This is a genomic window from Azospirillum oleiclasticum (assembly GCF_013423485.1).
Taxonomy (GTDB): Bacteria; Pseudomonadota; Alphaproteobacteria; order Azospirillales; family Azospirillaceae; genus Azospirillum; species Azospirillum oleiclasticum.
This window is the reverse complement of sequence record NZ_JABFFR010000059.1, coordinates 1-15,872: the sequence shown is the minus strand read 5'-3', so window position 1 is coordinate 15,872 and position 15,872 is coordinate 1. Positions and strand designations below refer to the sequence as shown.

The 15,872-nt window shown below is 70.9% G+C and carries 12 protein-coding genes; 9 read left to right on the top strand and 3 right to left on the bottom strand.

What is annotated here, in order from left to right; translation table 11 throughout:
* The first annotated feature begins 51 nt into the window (after positions 1-51).
* From HL658_RS34315 to denD, 7 genes are all read left to right on the top strand, one after another.
* On the top strand, positions 52-1,059 hold the full coding sequence (locus HL658_RS34315) for an ABC transporter substrate-binding protein (RefSeq protein ID WP_180286776.1): 1,008 nt from the start codon (positions 52-54) through the stop codon (positions 1,057-1,059).
* A 64-nt stretch (positions 1,060-1,123) separates the two neighbouring features.
* Positions 1,124-1,624, top strand: a complete 501-nt coding sequence (locus HL658_RS34310; protein ID WP_180286775.1) for a MaoC/PaaZ C-terminal domain-containing protein — start codon at positions 1,124-1,126, stop codon at positions 1,622-1,624.
* A gap of 3 nt (positions 1,625-1,627) precedes the next feature.
* Entirely contained in the window at positions 1,628-2,476 is an 849-nt protein-coding gene (locus HL658_RS34305) for an ABC transporter ATP-binding protein (RefSeq protein ID WP_211109924.1), read from the top strand.
* The gene (locus HL658_RS34300) at positions 2,476-3,246 is read left to right on the top strand and encodes an enoyl-CoA hydratase/isomerase family protein (RefSeq protein ID WP_180286774.1); all 771 of its coding nucleotides are present in this window, start codon (positions 2,476-2,478) and stop codon (positions 3,244-3,246) included. The genes HL658_RS34305 and HL658_RS34300 overlap by 1 nt, the downstream gene beginning before the upstream one ends.
* Before the next feature lie 96 nt (positions 3,247-3,342).
* A complete protein-coding gene (locus tag HL658_RS34295; RefSeq protein WP_180286773.1) occupies positions 3,343-4,176 on the top strand; it encodes an IclR family transcriptional regulator in 834 nt (277 codons plus the stop codon).
* 94 nt (positions 4,177-4,270) lie between these two features.
* Positions 4,271-4,987 carry a DUF4286 family protein gene (locus HL658_RS34290; protein ID WP_180286772.1) on the top strand — a complete coding sequence of 239 codons (717 nt, stop codon included), beginning with the start codon at positions 4,271-4,273 and terminating at the stop codon, positions 4,985-4,987.
* A gap of 43 nt (positions 4,988-5,030) precedes the next feature.
* Positions 5,031-6,014: a D-erythronate dehydrogenase gene (gene denD / locus HL658_RS34285; RefSeq protein WP_180286771.1), complete on the top strand. Its 984-nt coding sequence runs from the start codon at positions 5,031-5,033 to the stop codon at positions 6,012-6,014.
* 27 nt (positions 6,015-6,041) lie between these two features.
* Here denD and HL658_RS34280 read toward each other — a convergent pair whose 3' ends face one another.
* The 3 genes from HL658_RS34280 to HL658_RS34270 form a co-directional block, all read right to left on the bottom strand.
* Positions 6,042-6,869, bottom strand: a complete 828-nt coding sequence (locus HL658_RS34280) for a shikimate dehydrogenase family protein (protein WP_180286770.1) — start codon at positions 6,867-6,869, stop codon at positions 6,042-6,044.
* A gap of 97 nt (positions 6,870-6,966) precedes the next feature.
* Positions 6,967-8,031, bottom strand: coding sequence for a LacI family DNA-binding transcriptional regulator (locus tag HL658_RS34275; RefSeq protein ID WP_180286769.1), 1,065 nt, complete (start codon positions 8,029-8,031; stop codon positions 6,967-6,969).
* Between the two features lie 53 nt (positions 8,032-8,084).
* Positions 8,085-8,921 carry a fumarylacetoacetate hydrolase family protein gene (locus tag HL658_RS34270; RefSeq protein ID WP_180286768.1) on the bottom strand — a complete coding sequence of 279 codons (837 nt, stop codon included), beginning with the start codon at positions 8,919-8,921 and terminating at the stop codon, positions 8,085-8,087.
* 158 nt (positions 8,922-9,079) lie between these two features.
* Between HL658_RS34270 and HL658_RS34265 the strand changes: the two genes are divergently transcribed.
* Positions 9,080-10,672 carry a CoA-transferase gene (locus HL658_RS34265; RefSeq protein ID WP_180286767.1) on the top strand — a complete coding sequence of 531 codons (1,593 nt, stop codon included), beginning with the start codon at positions 9,080-9,082 and terminating at the stop codon, positions 10,670-10,672.
* Between the two features lie 597 nt (positions 10,673-11,269).
* Positions 11,270-15,872: beta strand repeat-containing protein (locus HL658_RS34260; protein WP_180287722.1), on the top strand; the 4,603-nt coding region annotated here is incomplete at its 3' end.

The following is a 15,872-nucleotide window of genomic DNA, read 5'->3' as shown; positions in this document are numbered from 1 at the left end:
CGATCAACCAAAGGCGTGAACCGCCGCCAAATCCACCGGGAGGGAAAACCAATGCGCATCACCGTGAAACATCTTCTGGGCTTCACCGCACTCGTCTCGGCCGCCGCCTTCGCCGGCAGCGCCGCGGCGCAGACGGCCGTCACCTTCCAGCTCAACTGGACCGCGGGCGGTCCCAACGCCGGCTTCGCCGCCGCGGTGGGCGAAGGCTATTACAAGCAGGCCGGGCTCGACGTGACCATCGTCCAGGGCAACGGCTCCGGCAACACCGCGCAGCTCGTCGCCAGCGGGCGGGCGCAGCTCGCCTACGCCGATGCGGTGGCGGTCAGCCAGCTCATCGCCAAGGGCGCGCCGATGAAGATCGTCTCGACCGTCTATCAGTCGAACCCCAACCAGGTGTCGGCGCTGAAGAAGACGAACATCAAGTCGATCAAGGATCTCGTCGGCAAGAAGATCGGCGTGCCGGCCGGCTCCTCGCAGACGACCATGCTGCCGCTCTTCTTCAAGGCCAACAACCTGAAGGAGACCGACCTGACCCAGATCAACATGCCGCCGTCGTCCATGGTGCCGGCGCTGCTGCAGGGGCAGGTGGACGCGATCCTGGGCTCCATGGACGCCTACCAGATCCAGTTGGAGGCGCAGGGCGCGCAGCTCGACAACTACCGCTTCGCCGAGTACGGCGTGCCGACGGTGAGCACGTCGATCTTCGCCACCAACGACTTCATCAAGGCCAACCCGGACGTGCTGCGCAAGTTCATCGACGCCAGCCTGAAGGGCTGGAGCTTCGCGGTCGATAACCAGGACAAGACGGTGAAGCACCTGAAGGCGGTGTTCCCCGAGATGAACGAGAAGCTGGCGGCGTCGGAGCTGGCGGCGATCGTGCCGCTGCTGTGCAGCGCCGACGCCCGCTTCGTCGGCCGGGCGGAGCCGGCGCACTGGCAGCGCACCCAGGATCTGCTGGAGGAGGTCGGTCTTCTGCCCAAGGGCCAGGACCCCAAGTCCTACTACACCAACGACTATCTGCCGGCCGAGGCGGCCATGCGGCCCTGCAAGAAGGGCTGAGCGCGCTTCCCCGTTCCCCTGGCCCCCGTTTCCCTGGCCGCCCACACCCACGAGCATGGACGTCATGGACCAGAAGCCACGTCTCGGTTACCGGTACGAGGATCTGCACGAGGGCATGCGTTTCCGCAGCCCCGGACGGACGATCACCGACGCCGACCTGATCGCTTTCGCCGGGCTGACCGGCGACTTTTCGGAGCTGCACACCAGCGACGTCTACGCCCGTGCCAGCCAGTTCGGTCGCCGCGTCGCCCACGGCATGCTGGGGCTGGCCTACGCCCACGGCCTGATGTGGGCGCGCACGGGGGAATTGCGGGAGACCGCCATCGCCTTCCTCGGCATCAGCGACTGGAAGTTCGTCGGGCCGATCTTCGTCGGCGACACGATCTTCGTGAACTACACGCTGGCGGAGCTGCGCGACAGCCGCTCCCGCCCGACCCAGGCCATCGCCAACTTCGACGTGGAGCTGGTGAACCAGGACGGCGCCGTGCTCCAGCGCGGCCGCAAGGCGCTGCTGGTCTCCAAGGTCCCGCTGGCGGCGGTCGCCGCCTCGACCGCGGAGGGTTGAGCGATGGGGATGGGCACCCTGCACAATCTCCAGGGGCCGCGCTCCGGCGTCCCCATCGAGATCCGCAACGTCTCCAAGCTGTTCGGGGAGGACACCGACAAGCCCTTCCGCGCGCTGAAGGAGGTCAGCGTCTCCATCCCGCAGGGGCAGTTCATCTCCGTCGTCGGCGCGTCCGGCTGCGGCAAGAGCACGCTGATGCTGATGGTGGCGGGCCTGCTGGAGCGCACGACCGGCGAGATCACGGTGGACGGCCGCAGCGTGACCAGGCCGATCACCGACGTCGGCATCGCCTTCCAGGACCATCTGCTGCTGGATTTCCGCACCGCCTTCGAGAACGTGATGCTGCACGCGGACATCCGCGGGCTGCCGCGCGCGGATGTGGAGCGGCGGGCCAAGGAGCTGTTCGAGCAGCTCCGCCTGACCCACGCCATGAACAAGTACCCGCGCCAGCTCTCCGGCGGCATGCGCCAGCGCGTGTCGCTGATCCGCACGCTGGTGCACGACCCGGCCGTCATCCTGATGGACGAGCCGTTCGGCGCGCTCGACGCGCTGACCCGGCTGGAGGTGCGCACCGACCTGGAATCGCTGTGGATGCGCCGCCGGCCGACCGTGCTCTTCATCACCCACAGCGTGGAGGAGGCCGTCGGCCTGTCCGACCGCATCCTGGTGATGAGCCCCAGCCCCGGCGAGGTGATCGACGACATCATGGTCGACCTGCCGCGCCCGCGCCCCATCGTTCTGGGCGACGCGCCGGAATTCGCCGCCTATGTCGACCGCATCCACCGGCAGTTCGAGCGGCTGGGCGTGCTGCACGGGGTGTCGCGGCTGCCCAAGGTCGCGGGGGCCGCGTGATGGACGGGACCGTCTCCCTCGCCGTGCGGGGCGCCGTCGCGGAGATCGCGCTGGCCGCAGGTCCCCTCAACCTCGTGACCCGGCCGCTGCTGCGCGACCTCAACGCCGCCATCCGGGATCTGGCCGGGCGAGCCGGCATCCGCTGCGTGATCCTGCACGGCGGGGAGGGGAGGGCGTTCTGCGCCGGCAGCGACATCCGGGAATTCGCCGATCTCCGCGCCGACGCCAGCGAGCACAAGATCCTGTTCGAGGACATGGTGCTGCGCAACCTCGCCCGGCTGCCCATGCCCACCATCGCCGCCATCGACGGGCCGGCACTCGGCGGCGGGCTGGAGCTGGCGCTGGCCTGCGACCTGCGCGTCCTGCGGCGCGGGGTGGCGGTCGGGCTGACGGAATCGCGGCTCGGCGGGCTGGCCGGCAACGGCTCGGTGCGGCTGACCCGGCTGGTCGGCCCGGCGCGCGCCAAGGAGATGCTGTTCACCGGCGAGACCATCAGCGACGAGCAGGCGCTCGCCTGGGGTGTGGTCAACCGCATCGCCGACGGCTCCGCACTGGACGCGGCCCGCGCCATGGCCGCCACCATCGCCGCGCGCGGCCCGGTCTCCAACCGGCTGGCCAAGGCTCTGGTGGACGCCGCCCAGGATCAGGCGCTGGACGCCGCCCTGTGCGCCTCCACCGTCGCCCAGCAGGCGATCTTCGATTCGTCCGACCTGCACACGGGCGTCGCCGCCTTCTTCGCCAAACGCGAGCCGGAGTTCGACGGCCGATGACCGGGGGCGGACGGACATTGGGCGATGCGCGCTTGACAGGAGCCGGGATTTCCTGGAACGGACAGCCTTGCAACCCACGCGGATCGCGGTAACGCCATGTCACACGTGCCAGCCGAACGATGCCTGTCCATCATCCAGCTTCTGGCCGATCAGGCCGGCGAAATGCCGCTGGGCGAGATCGCGGAACGGCTCGACCTGCCCAAGAGCGGCGCCCACCGGCTGCTGGCGACGCTGGTCGATCTGGGCTGGGTGGAGAAGGACCCGCAGACCAGCTTCTACCGGCTGACCATGCGTCTGGCGATCCTCGGGCAGCAGTTCTACGTCGCCACCGGCATACCCGACCTCTGCCAGCCGCTGCTCGACCGGCTCGCCCGTGAATCCCGCGAGTTCGTGCGGATGGCGGTGGTGGATTCCGCGGCCCTGGTGTGGGTGGCGCACGCCCAGGGCGCCAGGGGCGGGCTGATGTACCAGCCCTCGCTCGCCACCAACGTGGTGCCGCTGCACGCCACGGCCAGCGGCAAGGCGTGGCTCGCCACGCTGGACACCGACCAGGCGGTCGAGCTTGCGCTCAAGCACGGCGGCATCGGGGCGGAGGGTGCCTACGGCCCCAACGCCGTGCGCACCATCGGCGCCCTGATGACGGAGCTGGAGGAGACGCGGCGGCGCGGCTACGGCCTCGCCAACAGCGAGGCGGAACCCGGCGTCACCGCAATCGCCGTGGTGATCCGCTCCGGCAACGACGGGCCGGTGGTCGGCACGGTCAGCGTCGCCGGCCCCGGCGTGCGCATGACCGAGGCACGGGTGCGCGAGCTGGTCCCGGCGCTGGACGCCACCGCCGCCGAGCTGTCGGACTTCTGGCCGCTGCGCACCCGCCGCTTCCGGGCGGAAGCCGCGGACGGCAGCCCGGCGCACCGCCGCGTCGCCGTCTAGCGCGGCGTGGCACCCATCGTTCCGACTTCGACGGCACCGCCGGCCTCCCGGCCGCGCGGCGCCCGCAACCATGCACAGCGATACGGAGGCGCCCATGGCACTCTTGGGCAAAGGGGTTCTGGCGATCTGGAACGGCATCGCCGCGGAGGCCGAGGACGAGTTCGTCGCCTGGCATGTGCGCGAGCACATCCCGGAGCGGGTCGGTCTGCCGGGCTTCCTGCGCGGCCGGCGCTACGTGGCGGTCGACGGCGACCCGAAATACTTCAATTTCTACGAGACGACGGGGGCCGACGCGCTGACCTCCCCGGTCTATCAGGCGCGGCTCGACGCGCCGACGGAGTGGACGCGCCGCGTGGTCGCCCATTTCACCGACACCTGGCGCACGGTCTGCGACGTGGCGGTCAGCCACGGCATCGGCGGCGGCGGCTTCGTGGACGCGCTGCGCCTGTCCAGCGCGGTGCCGCCCGACCGTTTCCGCGCGGCGATGGGCGCCCTGGCCGAACGCCTCGCCGCGGCACCCGGCATCGTCGCCGCCCATCTGCTGGAGGGCCGGCGCGAGGCGAGCGGGGCCGGCTCGGCGGAGAAGAAACTGCGCGGCGGCCCCGACCGGGTGGCCGACTGGGTGCTGCTGGTCGAGGCGGTGGACGAGGCGCCGTTGCGCGCGCTGCGCGCCGGGGATGCCGGGGACGCGGCGCTGGCGGCGGCGGGGGCGGCGCTGCCGGTGACCCGCGGCCTCTACCGGCTCCAGTACGGCCTCGCGCAGGATGAAATCGGCACCGGGGCCGTGACCGACGCCCGCAAAAGCGCGTAATGGTTTCCCGCAACACCAGCAGCATGTCCAAGGACCCTCAGCGATGCATGTCCTGATCATCGGCGGCGGCGGCATGATCGGCCGCAAACTCTCCGACCGTCTGGCCCGCGACGGCCGGATCAAGGGGCGGGAGATCGCCCGCCTGACCCTGCACGACGTGGTGGAGCCCGCGGCCCCGGCCGGCGCCCCCTTCGCCACCGACACCGCCGTCTCCGACCTGTCGGTTCCCGGCGCCGCGGAGGCGCTGGTCGCCGACCGGCCGGACGTGGTCATCCACCTCGCCTCGGTGGTGTCGGGCGAGGCGGAGGCGGATTTCGAGAAGGGCTACCGCGTCAACCTCGACGGCACGCGCCAGCTCTTCGAGGCGATCCGCGCCATCGACGGCTACACGCCGCGGCTGGTCTTCACCTCCTCCGTCGCGGCCTTCGGCGGCCCCTACCCGGAGGACGCCATCCCCGACGACTTCATCCTGACGCCCTTCACCAGCTACGGCACGCAGAAGGCGATCTGCGAGCTGCTGCTGACCGACTACACCCGGCGCGGCGCCTTCGACGGCATCGGCATCCGCCTGCCCACCATCTGCGTGCGGCCGGGCAAGCCCAACAAGGCGGCGTCGGGCTTCTTCTCCGGCATCATCCGCGAGCCGCTGATCGGGATGGAGGCGCTGCTGCCGGTCTCCGACGACCTGCGCCACTTCCACGCCTCGCCCCGCTCGGCGGTCGGCTTCCTGGTCCACGCCGCCGGCATCGACGGCGAGGCGGTCGGCCCGCGCCGCAACCTGACCATGCCCGGCGTCTCGGTGACGGTGGGCGAGCAGATCGAGGCTTTGCGCCGGGTGGCGGGGGAGAAGGCGGTGTCCCTGATCCGCCGTGAACCCGACCCCACCGTGCTGAGCATCATCGGCAGCTGGCCCCGCGACTTCGCCACCCGCCGCGCCGACGCGCTGGGCTTCACGGCGGAAGCCGACTTCGACGCCATCATCCGCGCCCACATCGAGGACGAGCTGGGGGGCACCATCGCGGTGTGAGGCCGCCGCCGCTCACGCCGCCGCCGCTCACCCCGCCGCGGAAATCCCGAAGAACTCCAGCACCGCGTCGGCCTGGCCCTCCACCATGGCGGGGCCGGCCACATGGGGGCAGCCGCGGTCGCGGGCGAAGGCCAGGAGCGCGGTGCCGCCGGTGCGGGGCACGATATCGACCACCAGGGTGGCGGGGGACAGGTCGGGCAGCGGCACCGGCAGGCCGTCGTCGGCCGCCAGCCCCACGGTGGTGGCGTTGACCAGCAGGTCGACGTCGCCCAGCTCCGGCCCGCCCGGTGCGGCGGCGCAGCCGGGGAACTGGCCGGTCACGCCGGCGGCGGTCGCGGCGGCGCGGGCTGTGTCGCGGTCGAAGATGGACACGGACGCCGCGCCGGCGTCGGCCAGCGCGTAGGCGATGGCGCTGCCGGCCCCGCCGGCGCCCAGCAGCTTCACCCGCCGGCCGGCCACACTGGCGCCGGTGGCGGCGACCGCGCGCACCAGCCCCACCCCGTCGAACATGTCGCCGGTCCAGCTCCCGTCCGCCTCGCGGCGCAGCGCGTTGAGCGCCCCCACCAGCCCCGCCATGCGGCCGTGCCGGTCGGCCAGCGCCATCGCCCGCTGCTTGAAGGGGAAGGTGACCACGATGCCGTCGACGTTGCCGGTCCGCATCAGCCCGGCCATCACCGCGTCGAAGTGGGCTTCCGGCGCGTGCCAGGGCACCAGCACCGCGTTGCGCCCGGCCCGCGCGATGCGCGGGTTGTAGAGCAGCGGCGATTTGGCCTGAACGATCGGGTCGCCGACGATGGCGAGGATGCGGGTGGCGCCGTCGATGGCGACGGCGTTGGGCTGCGGCGGCTGGGTCATCGGTTCGTCCCTCCCCTGGGCTGGTTGTCTGAAAACGTGTGACGGGCACCCGTTCGGTTCCGCCCGAATGTATACGTTTACATATGCGCCGGCCACGTCAGGCCGGCGGCGGGCCGGAGGAGGCGCGGACCACGATCTCCGCCGGGCATTCATGGCCGTCCGCGTCCGGCCGGCCGAGGATGCGCGCCAACAGGCAGCGGGCGGCGCGGCGGCCGATCTCGTCGCCGGCCACGCGGACGGTGGTGATCGGCACCGGCAGCTCGCTCATGATCTCGATGTCGTCGTAGCCGACGATGGACAGGTCGCCGGGCACGGCGAGCCCCATCGCCAGCGCCTCCAGCTCGGCCCCCACCGCCAGATAGGCGTTGCCGCAGAGGATGGCGGTCGGGCGCGGCTCGGCCGCCATGATGCGGCGGAACAGCGCCCGCGCCTCGGCGATGCCGGACAGCCCCTCCGCGTGGTGGGCGGGCCGGGTGGCGAGGCCGTGGGCGCCCAGCGCGTCGCGGATGCCGGCCAGCCGCTCCGCCGCCCGGTCGTTGTTCCGGGTGGACTGGGCGATCACGCCGAAGCGCCGGTGGCCCAGCCCGATCAGGTAGCTGGTGAGGTCGAACAGCGCCCGGCGGTTGTCCGGCCCCACCGTGCGGCCGGGGTTGGCGGGGTCGAACACGAAGGTGTTGACCACCGGCAGCGCCAGCCGCTCCAGCAGCCTCACGAGGTCCGGGTGATGGGTGCCGCCGACCAGGATCAGCCCGTCCACCCCGCGTTCGGCGAAGATGCGCACCTGCCGGAACTCCAGCTCCGGGTCGTAGTCGGAGCAGGCCATCAGCAGGGTGTGGCCCTCGCCCAGCAGCTCCCGTTGCAGGGCGTTGGCGGCGCGCGCGAAGTCGCCCTGGATGAGGGTCGGGAACACCGCCCCGACGGTGCCGGACCGGCGGGTGACCAGCGCCCGCGCGGCACCGTCCGGCACCCAGCCCAGATGCTCGATCACCGCGGCGATGCGCGTCCGCAGCTCCTCCGACACCACCTCCGGCCGGTTGATGGCGCGCGACACGGTGGCGGTGGACACGCCGGCGGCCCGCGCCACCGCCCGCAGCCCCTTGGGCGTGCGCGGGCTGCGCGGCTTCGGGCCGGCGGGGGAGGGGGGCGGGCTGGTCTCGTCCATGGCGTGTCCGGACCTTAGCGCGGCGCGTTCCGGCCCGGCAACCGGACGCCGCGTCACACCACCCGCTGCTGCTGCTCGCCCAGCTTCTCGATGCCGAGCCGCATGGTGTCGCCGCGCTTCAGGAAGCGGGGCGGCTTCATGCCCAGCCCGACGCCCGGCGGCGTGCCGGTGGTGACGATGTCGCCCGGCTCCAGGATCATGTAGCGGCTGAGGTCGGCCACCAGCCGGGCGATGGGGAAGATCATGGTGCGGGTCGAGCCGTTCTGCACCCGCTCCCCGTTCACCTCCAGCCACAGGGCGAGGTCCTGGGGGTCGCCGACCTCGTCGGGGGTGACCAGCCATGGGCCGATGGGGCCGAAGGTCGGGCAGCATTTGCCCTTCATCCACTGGCCCTCGCGTTCGAGCTGGTACTCGCGCTCCGACACGTCGTTGCAGATGAAGTAGCCGCCGACATGCGACAGCGCGTCCGCCTCGCTCACATAGCTGGCGGTCTTCGACATGACGAAGGCCAGCTCGACCTCCCAGTCCGACTTCACCGAGTCCGGCGGCAGCACCACGTCGTCGTTGGGGCCGACGATGCAGGAGCGCGCCTTGTTGAACAGGATCGGCTCCTTGGGGATGGCGGCCCCGGTCTCGGTGGCGTGGTCGGCGTAGTTCAGCCCGATGGCGATGAAGTTGCCGACATTGCCCAGGCAGGGTCCGAGCCGCGTGCCCTCCGGCACCAGCGGCAGGTTGTCGACGGACACCCCGGCCACCCGCGCCGCCAGCCCCTGGCCCAGCGCCGCACCGGTGATGTCGGGCACGATGGCGGACAGGTCGCGGATGCGGCCTCCTGAGTCCACCAGGCCCGGCCTCTCCGCGCCGGGGCGCCCGAAACGAACGAACTTCATGGCTTGCTTCCTCCTGCGCGGCGCGCCGGGCGCCGTCTTGACAGCGCCCCGATCCGGCCTCTATATCCAACCCTGATGTAAACGTTTACTCAGCGGCCGTTGCCGCTGTCAATCCCGGCGTCCGTCCGGGATGGCGATTTCCGGGGGAGGGGATAGGCGTGAAGGTCATCAGCGCCGCAGAGGCGGCGGCACTCATCCGTGACGGCGATTCCGTGCTGGCCAGCGGCTCCGGCGGCGGCCACGCGATCCCGGAGGCGGTGCTGGAGGCGATCGAGGCGCGCTACCTGGCCGAGGGCGCGCCCGGCAGGCTGACGCTGATCCATGTGGTCGGGCTGGGCGACCGGGTGCACAAGGGTGTCGCGCGCTTCCGCCACCCCGGCATGCTCAAGCGCTCGATCACCAGCGCGCTCATCGATTCGCCGCCGCTGATCGAGCTGGCCTTCGCCGACGCCTTCGAATCCTACACGCTGCCGCAGGGCGTGCTGTCGCAGATCTTCCGCGACATGGCGGCGGGGCGGCCCGGCCTGATCACCCGCACCGGCCTGCACAGCTTCGTCGACCCGCGCCACGGCGGCGCCCGCCAGAGCCCCAGCGCCAAGGAGGATCTGGTCGAGCTGATGACCATCGACGGGGAGGAATACCTGCGCTTCAAGCCCTTCCCCATCGACGTGGCGATCCTGCGCGGCACCACCGCGGACGAGGACGGCAACGTCAGCATGGAGCAGGAGGCGATCTTCGGCGAGATGCTGTCGTCAGCCCAGGCGACGCGCCGCGGCGGCGGCATCGTCGTCGTGCAGGTCAAGCGCATGGCCAAGCGCGGCACGCTGCCGGCCAAGACCGTGAAGATCCCCGGCATCCTCGTCGATTACGTCGTGGTGGATCCGGAGCAGCGCCAGACCTACGCCACCGACTACAACCCCGCCTACGCGGGTGAGCTGCGGGTGCCGCTGCACGCGCTGAAGCGGCTGCCCTTCGGGCCGCGCAAGATCGTGGCGCGGCGGGCGGCGATGGAGATCGTGCCGGGCGCCATCTGCAACCTCGGCGCCGGCATCTCGACGGGGATATCGGCGGTGGCGGCGGAGGAGGCGATCCTCGACCACATCGTGCTGACCAACGAGCAGGGCTTCATCGGCGGCGCGCCGCTCACGGGCGTGGATTCCGGGGCGTCGCAGAATTACGACTGCATCGTCGACCAGCCCTACCAGTTCGATTTCTACGACGGCGGCGGGCTGGACATCGCCTTCCTGTCCTTCGCCGAGGTGGACCCGGCCGGCAACGTCAACGTCAGCCGCTTCGGCTCGAAGATCGTCGGCATCGGCGGCTTCATCAACATCAGCCAGAACGCCCGCAAGGTGGTGTTCAGCGGCACCTTCACCTCCGGCGGGCTGGAGCTGGACTGCGCCGGCGGCCGGCTGCGCATCGCGCAGGAGGGGCGCCACCGCAAGTTCGTCCCCTCGATCGAGCAGATCTGCTACAACGCTGCCTTCGCCGAGAGGGAAGGGCGCACCGCCCTCTTCGTCACCGAGCGCGCGGTGTTCCGCGCCGCCGGCGGCACGCTGGAGCTGGTCGAGATCGCCCCCGGCATCGACATCGGGCGCGACATCCTTCCCCACATGGCGTTCCGCACGCGCATCGCCGACGACCTGAAGACGATGGACGAGCGGCTGTTCCGCCCGGAACCGATGGGCCTCCTGGCGGAGGTGGAGGCCGCCGGCCGCAGCGCGCCGCCGCGCCGCCCGCGGCGGGGGTAACGGCAGAGCGGCGCGGGCGCCGCCACCCCTATTCACCTTTGCGTGAACGACCACGCGCGTCGCCGGGACATCGGCGACGCGCGTTTTCGTTGTCCGGTGAACGCAGGAATGCGGGGGGCATGCGGAACCCCTGCCGGCTCCTCGAGCTAAGATTGTGAAGCACGCGGGAAGGCGCGACAAAAGGACGGAATTCCGGCACCGGATTCCGTGAAGGAGGCCGGCCAGGCGCCGGCAACTTGCAGGCGCGCGCCGATCGAAAAGATTTAATGATCATTCATCAGATCGGTTCATATATTATCGGGGTACCTCGGATTGGCCGGTCGGCTGCGTGGTGGCGGTATCTCCATACCGACACTCCCCGCCGCCGGGTGACCGACAACGGCACGGAACGAATGAGGGTAGCGGTGAGGGACTCGATGCTGGCCATGCGCGCGCAGGCCAATAGCGATCGGCTGCCATGCGTTGATCGGGCGCGGCTGTTCCGCAATGGACGGGCGATCATGCGCCGGTAATCCCGATCTGAGCGCCTGACGGGCGGGCGCCCCGCCGCCAACCGCCGCAACTTTCCGCCGAACAGACCGAAGCCGAGACCGACCGATGACCGCTACCACCCTCAATCCCGGCGACAACCCCTACACCTACACCGGGGGCACCCCGAACATCATCGTCGGCACGGAGGCCAACAGCACCGACACCGTCGTCGTGTCCTCCACCCGCGGGGCGACGCTGACGGTGCTGTATCTGGAGACGCTGATCGGCGGCAGCGCGACCGACATCATCACGATGGGGTCCACCGGCAGCACGCTGATCGTCTCCCGGCTGGAATCCCTGGTCGGCGGGGTGGGCACCGACGCGGTCACGCTGGGGTCCGGTGGCAACACCATGTCGGTCCGGATTCTGGAGACCCTGACCGGCGGGAGCGGGACCGACCGGATCAACTTGCTGACCGGCGGCGCCACCATGGTCATCAGCGAGCTGGAGACGCTGTTCGGCAACACCGGCGTCGACGTCGTCACGCTCGCGACGGGCGGCTCCACCATGCTCGTGTCGCGGCTGGAGACGATCGTCGGCAGTGACGACATCGACCTCATCACCATAAGCTCGTCCGGCATGTCCGCGACCCTGTCGGGCATCGAGACCATCATCGGCGGGGCGGGTACCGAACTCTTCACGCTGGGCACAAGCGGCAACACCCTGACCGTCACGTTGGTGTCCACCCTCGTGGGCAACACCGGCACCGACGTGCTGACGCTCGGGTCCGGCGGCAACACCACGGCCATCCAATTCCTCGAGACGGTCATCGGCGGCGACGGCTACGACTACGTGTTCGGCCTGACCGGCGGCTCCACGCTATACGTGGAAGGGATCGAATCGCTGCGCGGCAGCTCGGGCGTCGACGTCCACACCCTGTCGACGGCCGGCAACACGCTGGAGATCTGGCGGCTCGAGACGCTGATCGGCGGCGCCGGCACCGACGTCATCTCCATCAGCTCCGCCGGCACCACCACGATGGTGTGGGGGTTGGAGACGCTGATCGGCAACAGCGGCGGCGACTTCATCCGCCTGTCCACGTCCGGCAACACGCTGCTGACGTGGATGCTGGAAACGCTGGTCGGCAACGTCGGCACCGACATCGTGACCCTCGGGTCGACCGGCACCACCTTCACCGTGGCGGCGTTGGAAACGCTGACCGGCGGCGTCGGCACCGATGTGGTGACGCTGGGCTCCGCCGGCAGCACCATGACGGTGGTGTCGGACATCGAGACGCTGACCGGCGGCGCCGGCACCGACGTCATCACGCTGGGCAGCGCCGGCAACACGCTGACCGCCACCGCCTTCGAAACCCTGATCGGCGGCGCCGGCACCGAAGTCATCACCATGGACAGCGCCGGCGGCACGCTGGCGATCCTGGAGATCGAAAGCCTGACCGGCGGCGCCGGCACCGATGTGATCACGCTGGGCAGTTCCGGCAACACCTTCACCCCGATCGCGCTGGAAGGGATCATCGGCGGCGTCGGAACCGATCTGATCACGCTCGACACGGGCGGGGCCACCATCACGGTGGCGCTGATCGAAAGCCTGATCGGCGGCGCCGGCACCGACGTCGTGACGCTGGGCTCCGAGGGCTCCACGCTGACCCTGTCCGGTGTGGAGACGCTGACCGGCGGCGCCGGCACCGACGTCGTGACGCTGGAGTCCACCGGCAATTCCCTGATCGTCGCGCTGCTGGAGACGCTGGTGGGCGGCGCCGGCACCGACATCGTGACGCTGGGCTCCGAGGGCTCCACGCTGACCCTGTCCGGTGTGGAGACGCTGACCGGCGGCGTCGGCACCGACGTCGTGACGCTGGAGTCCACCGGCAATTCCCTGATCGTCGCGCTGCTGGAGACGCTGGTGGGCGGCGCCGGCACCGACATCGTGACGCTGGGCTCCGCCGGCTCCACGCTGACCGTGATCGACGGCATCGACGGGCTGACCGGCGGTGTCGGTACCGACGTGGTGACGCTGGGCAACTCGGGCGCCACCTTCACCCTGACCGCCATCGAGACGCTGACCGGCGGTGTCGGCACCGAGGTGATCGATCTCGGCACCGCCGGCTCCACCGTCACCCTGCTGCTGATCGACGACATCATCGGTGGCGTCGGCACCGACGCGGTGACGGTGGGCTCCTCGGGGAACACCCTCACCCTCGCCTCGATCGAGACGCTGACCGGCAACGCCGGCACCGACGTGGTCACGCTGGGCACCGGCGGCGGAACCGTCACCGTGGCGCTGATCGAGACCCTGCTGGGCAGCGCCGGCACCGATCTCGTCACGCTGGGCAGCACCGGCAGCACGCTGACGGTCTCCATCCTGGAGACGCTGGCCGGCGGCGCCGGCACCGACGTTGTGACCCTGGATTCCAGCGGCAGCACCCTCACCCTGTCCGGCGTCGAGACGCTGACCGGCGGTGTCGGCACCGACATCGTGACTCTCGGCACGGCCGGCAGCACGCTGACCATCGTCAGCGGCATCGACGGGCTGACGGGCGGGGTCGGCACCGACGCGGTGACCGTCGGTTCCACCGGCAACACCCTCACCCTGACCGCCATCGAAACGCTGACCGGTGGTGCCGGCACCGACGTGATCACCATCGGCACCGGTGGCGGCACCGTCACGGTGGCGCTGATCGAAGAGCTGATCGGCAGCGCCGGCACCGACCTCGTCACGCTGGAGTCCTCCGGCGGCACGCTGACCGTCTCGCTGCTGGAAACGCTGACCGGCGGCGCCGGCACCGACATGGTGACGCTGCAGACGGGCGGCGGCACCATCACGGTGTCGCTGGTGGAGAGCCTGTCCGGCACCGCCGGCACCGACGTGGTGACGCTGGGGTCGGGTGACCAGACCATCACCGTGGCGTCGGTGGAAAGCCTGACCGGCGGAAGCGGTTTCGACCGGGTGACGCTGGCGTCGGGCGGCGGCACCGTCACGGTGGCTCTGGTCGAGAGCCTGGTCGGCAGCGCCGGCACCGACGTGGTGACGCTGGCGTCGGGCGGCAACTCCACGACCGTGTCGCTGATCGAGACCCTGATCGGCGGCGGCGGCCTGGACGACGTGACGCTGGACATCGCCGGCGCGACCCTCACGGTGTCGCTGATCGAGACCGTGGCCGGCAACCTCGGTACCGACGTGCTGATCCTCGACTCGAGCGGCAGCACCATCATCGTGAATTATGTCGAGAGCCTGATCGGCGGCGCCGGCACCGACGTGGTGACGCTGGCGCCGAGTCCGGTCACCGTGACCATCGCGCTGATCGAGACCCTGATCGGCAGCACCGGGTCCGACCGGCTGGTCGTGGGCTCGGCCGGGACCACCCTGACCGTCTCGCTGATCGAAACCCTGACCGGCAACGCCGGGACCGACATCGCGACGCTGGGCAGCGCCGGCAACACGGTGACCGTGTCGCTGCTGGAGACGCTGACCGGCGGCGCCGGCACCGACGTGGTGACGCTGGGGTCCAGCGGCAGCACGCTGACCCTGTCCGGCGTGGAGACGCTGACCGGCGGCGCCGGCACCGATGTGATGGTGCTGGGCTCGGCCGGCAGCACGATGACCGTGGTCGGCGGCATCGACGGCCTGACCGGCGGCGTCGGCACCGATGTGGTGACGCTGGGAAGCACCGGCACCACCCTCACCCTGATCGCCATCGAGACTCTGACCGGCGGGGTGGGCACCGACGTGGTGACGCTGGGCACCGGCGGCAACACGCTCACCGCGTCGGGGTTGGAAACGCTGACGGGCGACGCCGGCACCGACGTGGTGACGCTGGGCAGCGCCGGGACCACCGCCACGGCGACCCTTGTCGAAAGCCTGCTCGGCGGCGCCGGCACCGATGTGATCACGCTGGGCAGCGCCGGCACCACGATGCTCGTCCGCGCCCTGGAGACCCTGACCGGCGGCGCCGGCACCGAAGTGATCACGCTGGGAAGCTCGGGCGCCACCATCACCGTCGATGCGTTGGAGACGCTGTTCGGCAACACCGGCTCGGACGCCGTGGTGCTGGGCTCGACCGGCAGCACCCTGACCGTGTCGCGGCTGGAGTTCTTCTTCGGCAACGTCGGCACCGACGTGATCACGCTGGACAGCGGCGGCAACACGATGACGCTCGTGCTGCTGGAGACGCTGATCGGCGGCGCCGGCACCGACGTCATCCGGATGGGCGCCACCGGCGCCACCATGACGGTGTCGCTGATCGAAAGCCTGACCGGCAACAACGCCACCGAGGCCATCACGCTGGGCAGCGCCGGCAACACGCTGACGGTGTCGCTGATCGAAAGCCTGACCGGCAACACCGCCACCGAGGCCATCACGCTGGGCAGCGCCGGCAACACGCTGACGGTGTCGCTGATCGAGACCCTGAGCGGCGGCGCCGGCACCGACGTGGTGACGCTGGGCAGCAGCGGCAGCACCATCGCCGTGTCGGACCTGGAGACGCTGACCGGCGGCGTCGGCACCGATGCGGTGACGCTCGGTTCCTCGGGCAGCACCCTCACCCTGTCCGGGGTGGAAACGCTGACCGGCGGCGCCGGCACCGATGCGGTGACGCTGGGTTCGGCCGGCGGCACGCTGACCGTCTCCCTGCTGGAGACTTTGGCCGGCGGCGCCGGCACCGACGTCGTCACGCTCGGCAGCGCCGGCACGACCGTCACCCTGGCCGATC

Coding starts and splice junctions, on each gene's coding strand:
- HL658_RS34280 (WP_180286770.1), bottom strand. CDS start 6,869: ATGACCCAGCCGCCGCAGCCCAACGCCGTCGCCATCGACGGCGCCACC.
- HL658_RS34275 (WP_180286769.1), bottom strand. CDS start 8,031: ATGGACGAGACCAGCCCGCCCCCCTCCCCCGCCGGCCCGAAGCCGCGC.
- HL658_RS34315 (WP_180286776.1), top strand. CDS start 52: ATGCGCATCACCGTGAAACATCTTCTGGGCTTCACCGCACTCGTCTCG.
- HL658_RS34305 (WP_211109924.1), top strand. CDS start 1,628: ATGGGGATGGGCACCCTGCACAATCTCCAGGGGCCGCGCTCCGGCGTC.
- HL658_RS34300 (WP_180286774.1), top strand. CDS start 2,476: ATGGACGGGACCGTCTCCCTCGCCGTGCGGGGCGCCGTCGCGGAGATC.
- HL658_RS34270 (WP_180286768.1), bottom strand. CDS start 8,921: ATGAAGTTCGTTCGTTTCGGGCGCCCCGGCGCGGAGAGGCCGGGCCTG.
- HL658_RS34310 (WP_180286775.1), top strand. CDS start 1,124: ATGGACCAGAAGCCACGTCTCGGTTACCGGTACGAGGATCTGCACGAG.
- denD (WP_180286771.1), top strand. CDS start 5,031: ATGCATGTCCTGATCATCGGCGGCGGCGGCATGATCGGCCGCAAACTC.
- HL658_RS34290 (WP_180286772.1), top strand. CDS start 4,271: ATGGCACTCTTGGGCAAAGGGGTTCTGGCGATCTGGAACGGCATCGCC.
- HL658_RS34295 (WP_180286773.1), top strand. CDS start 3,343: ATGTCACACGTGCCAGCCGAACGATGCCTGTCCATCATCCAGCTTCTG.